Origin of the sequence: Streptomyces sp. NPDC057424, from assembly GCF_042803315.1 — a bacterium.
Taxonomy (GTDB): Bacteria; Actinomycetota; Actinomycetes; order Streptomycetales; family Streptomycetaceae; genus Streptomyces.
The window spans coordinates 1,283-5,453 of sequence record NZ_JBHVCP010000117.1; the positions used below are offsets into that span (position 1 = coordinate 1,283).

Genomic DNA, 4,171 nt, shown 5'->3' on the forward strand with positions numbered 1-4,171 from the left:
GCGGCCTCCGGCTCCTGATCCGCCTGGGCGGGGTTCTCGGTGGGCTCGGCGGCCTTGCGGGTGCGGCGGCGCGGCTTGGCCTCCGTACCTTCGGCCGTGTCCACGGCGGCCTCGGCCGCCGCGGCGCTCTTCCGCGTCCGGCGCGGCTTGGCCTCGGCGGCCTCCGCGTCCGGGGCGGCAGCAGCGCTCTTCCGTGTCCGGCGCGGCTTCGCCTCGGCGGCCTCCGGCTCCTGATCCGCCTGGGCGGGGATCTCGGTGGGCTCGGCGGCCTTACGGGTCCGGCGGCGCGGCTTGGCCTGCGCGCCCTCGGCCGTGTCGACCACGTTCTCCGCCGAGGCGGCGGCCTTGCGGGTGCGGCGCGGCTTGGTCGCCGCGTCATCGGGAGCCTCGGCCGTAGCCGTAGCCGTAGCCGTAGCCGTAGCCGTAGCCGGGCCCGCGGTGTCGGCGCTTTCGGCGGTCTTGCGGGTGCGGCGGCGCGGCTTGGCCTCGGTGGCCTCCGCCGTGTCGACGGCGTCCTCGGCCGCCGCTGCCGTCGCCTTGCGCGTACGCCTGGGCTTCGCCTCGGCCACCTCGGCAGTGTCCTCCGCCGCAGCGGCCGTCTTGCGGGTGCGGCGCGGCTTCGTCTCCGCCGTCTCCGGCGCGGACTCGGTGATCCCCTCGGCCGTGTCGACCGCCGACTCGGCCGCCGACGTCGCCGTGGCCTTGCGGGTGCGACGGCGCGGCTTGGCGGCGGCCTCGGGCAGCACGGCCTCCGCAGCGGCCGGGGCGTCGGCGACGATCGCCGGCTCCGCGGCCGACGGTGTCACCGCTGCCTCGGTCTCCACCGCCGGCGTCTCGGACCGGCGGGTGCGGCGTCGGCGCGGCTTCTCAGCCGTCTCGGTGGCCTCCGTGGCCGTGCCCTCCGCCGTCGCGACGGCGGTCTCCGCCTGCTCGGACACGGGGGACTCGACCGTCGTGACCGGAGCCGCCTCGGACTGGGCCCCGCCACGGGTGCGGCGACGGCGACGCGGAGTGCGCGGAGCCGTCACGCTGTCCGCCTCGGCGGCGCCGTCGGTGACCGCGGTGCCCGGTGCGGTCGCGCCCGCGGACTCGGGCGCCCCGCCCACCGCGGCCCCGCCGCGCGTACGGCGGCGGCGGCGCGGCGTACGCGGGGACCGCTCGCGGTCGGACGAGCGGGACTCGTCCCGGTCGCCTCGGCCGCCACGCCCGCGCGGCCCGCGGCCGCCCGGCTCGCCCAGGTCCTCCAGCTCCTCCGCGTCCAGCCCGGCGCGCTTGCGCTCCGAGCGCGGCAGGAGGCCCTTCGTGCCCTCGGGGATGCCGAGGTCGGAGAAGAGGTGCGGGGACGTGGAGTACGTCTCCGGCGGGTCGTTGAAGTCCAGCTCCAGCGCCTTGTTGATCAGCTGCCAGCGCGGAATGTCGTCCCAGTCGACGAGAGTGATCGCGATGCCCTTGGCGCCCGCGCGGCCCGTACGGCCGATGCGGTGCAGGTACGTCTTCTCCTCTTCCGGCGACTGGTAGTTGATGACGTGCGTCACGCCCTCGACGTCGATACCGCGAGCGGCGACGTCGGTGCAGACGAGCACGTCCACCTTGCCGTTGCGGAACGCCCGCAGCGCCTGCTCACGGGCACCCTGGCCGAGGTCGCCGTGGACCGCGCCGGAGGCGAAGCCGCGCTGCTTGAGCTGGTCGGCGAGGTCGGCCGCCGTGCGCTTGGTGCGGCAGAAGACCATGGCCAGTCCCCGGCCCTCGGCCTGGAGGATGCGCGCGACCATCTCGGGCTTGTCCATGTTGTGCGCGCGGTAGATGTACTGCTTGGTGTTCGCGACCGTCGCGCCGGCGTCGTCCGGCGACGTGGCGCTGATGTGGGTGGGCTGCGACATGTAGCGGCGGGCGAGGCCGATGACCGCGCCCGGCATGGTCGCCGAGAACAGCATGGTCTGGCGCCGCACCGGCAGCATGTTGATGATCTTCTCGACATCGGGCAGGAAGCCCAGGTCGAGCATCTCGTCGGCCTCGTCGAGGACGAGGGACTTGACGTGCTTCAGGTTCAGCTTCTTCTGCCCGGCGAGGTCGAGCAGCCGGCCCGGGGTGCCGACGACCACGTCGACGCCCTTCTTGAGGGCCTCGACCTGGGGCTCGTAGGCCCGGCCGCCGTAGATGGCGAGGACGCGTACGTTGCGGACCTTGCCGGCCGTCAGGAGGTCGTTGGTGACCTGGGTGCACAGCTCGCGCGTGGGGACGACGACGAGGGCCTGCGGGGCGTCGGTGAGGTCCTCGGGCTCGGCGCGGCCGGCCTCGACGTCGGCGGGGACGGTGACGCGCTCGAGGAGCGGGAGGCCGAAGCCCAGCGTCTTGCCGGTGCCGGTCTTGGCCTGGCCGATGACGTCCTTGCCCGAAAGGGCCACGGGGAGCGTCATCTCCTGGATGGGGAAGGGCGTGTTGATGCCGACGGCCTCCAGGGCCTCGGCGGTCTCGGGGAGGATTCCGAGCTCTCGGAACGTAGTCAGGGTGCTGCCTCTTCTGTGTGGGCGGCGCGAGGCGAGCGCGGGGTCGTGTCAGACCGTGCCGGGGACGTCGGCTGCCTACGGGCGGGCCGTAGAGCACGGGACCGCGCCGACGCTCTAGCGCTCGTGCCGCTGAGGGTGTCCCCCTCCGGGTCTCGTACGCACTGTGGCGGACGGCCGGGGAGGCTGTCGGGTCGGAGCCGATCGGGCCACCGACCGGGCATCCTCATACGTGCGGCCTGTCGAGGTACGTCAACGTACCAGCAGGCGCATTACCACCATACCCCGGAATCGCGCACATGCGATGGCCGATTCGGTCACGTAGTCGTCGTCACAGTGATTGACCAGGGCCTTACGCCTCCCGGCGGGCGGGCTATTGTGCGCTTTATGACGAGCTCTGACAAGCCTGAGAACGCCTCGGACACCGCCGCCGCCGAAGACACCTCAGTCGCCGCCCGGGACTGGGCGACGGCCTCCGCCGACCCGCAGTACCGCGCCGCGGTCGTGGACCTGCTCGGTGCGCTCGCGTACGGGGAGCTGGCGGCGTTCGAGCGGCTCGCGGAGGACGCCAAACTGGCGCCGACGCTCGCGGACAAGGCGGAGCTGGCGAAAATGGCGTCGGCGGAGTTCCACCACTTCGAGAGGCTGCGCGACCGGCTCGCCGAGATCGGGGAGGAGCCGACGCGGGCGATGGAGCCGTTCGTCGCCGCGTACGACGGGTTCCACAAGCAGACGGCCCCCTCGGACTGGCTGGAGGGCCTCGTCAAGGCCTACGTCGGCGACTCCATCGCCAGTGACTTCTACCGGGAGGTCGCCGCGCGGCTGGACTCCGACTCCCGCAACCTGGTGCTGGCCGTGCTCGACGACACGGGGCACGGCGGCTTCGCCGTGGAGAAGGTGCGGGCCGCGATCGACGCCGACCCGCGCGTGGGCGGGCGGCTCGCGCTGTGGGCACGGCGGCTGATGGGCGAGGCCCTGTCGCAGTCCCAGCGGGTGGTCGCCGACCGGGACGCGCTGTCGACCATGCTGGTGGGCGGCGTCGCGGACGGCTTCGACCTCGCCGAGGTCGGCAAGATGTTCTCCCGGATCACCGAGGCCCACACCAAGCGGATGGCGGCCCTGGGCCTGGCCGCCTGACGCCGCCCGGGACCCGACCCGGACGACGGGCCCCAGATCCCCGTCGGCGGGCCGGCAGCCCATGGCGTCATCGGCGCCGCCACCGTCGGCGACCCGTCAGGCGGTCGCCGACCGGCGGCGCAGTCTTCCCGCGGGGCGCAGCAGCAGCGACAGCGAGGCCACCGAGACGATCACCGCGCCGAGCAGGACGATCAGCATGTGCCCCGCGTCCAGCGCGCTGTGCATGACGAAGGACCCGAAGAGGGCACCGGCGACGCCGGTCGACAGGACCATGGGCCGGGCCGGGAGACGGTGCGGCAGGCGGTGTGTGGCCGCCCACGCCAGAGCCAGGCCGAGGATCGCGGAACTCAGCGCTTCCAGGAGCATGTCGGGGTCCCTCCCACATGGCCGGCCTGCCCAAATCGGTCGTAGCCCGTCTTACCCCTGACCTGCGGAATCCAATCCACCCCTGTGGGCCACTTGTGCTCCATCCGTGGAGGGGACGGTGTGCCGCAGGGGGAGTCCGAGGGCAACGCGAAGGGGGCGGGACG

At 73.7% G+C, this 4,171-nt stretch carries 3 protein-coding genes; 1 reads left to right on the forward strand and 2 read right to left on the reverse strand.

The features are described from left to right. A partial coding sequence (locus tag ACFU3E_RS38155; protein WP_384169350.1) for a DEAD/DEAH box helicase occupies positions 1 to 2,417 on the reverse strand: 2,417 nt, incomplete at its 3' end. A 474-nt stretch (positions 2,418 to 2,891) separates the two neighbouring features. On the opposite strand from ACFU3E_RS38155, the gene ACFU3E_RS38160 reads away from it, so the two are divergent. Continuing rightward, entirely contained in the window at positions 2,892 to 3,641 is a 750-nt protein-coding gene (locus ACFU3E_RS38160) for a ferritin-like fold-containing protein (RefSeq protein ID WP_248504544.1), read from the forward strand. Between the two features lie 96 nt (positions 3,642 to 3,737). On the opposite strand, the gene ACFU3E_RS38165 is transcribed toward ACFU3E_RS38160, so the two are convergent. Further along, positions 3,738 to 4,007 (reverse strand): hypothetical protein, encoded by a 270-nt coding sequence (locus ACFU3E_RS38165; RefSeq protein WP_384169353.1) that lies wholly within the window; start codon positions 4,005 to 4,007, stop codon positions 3,738 to 3,740. Positions 4,008 to 4,171 lie beyond the last annotated feature (164 nt).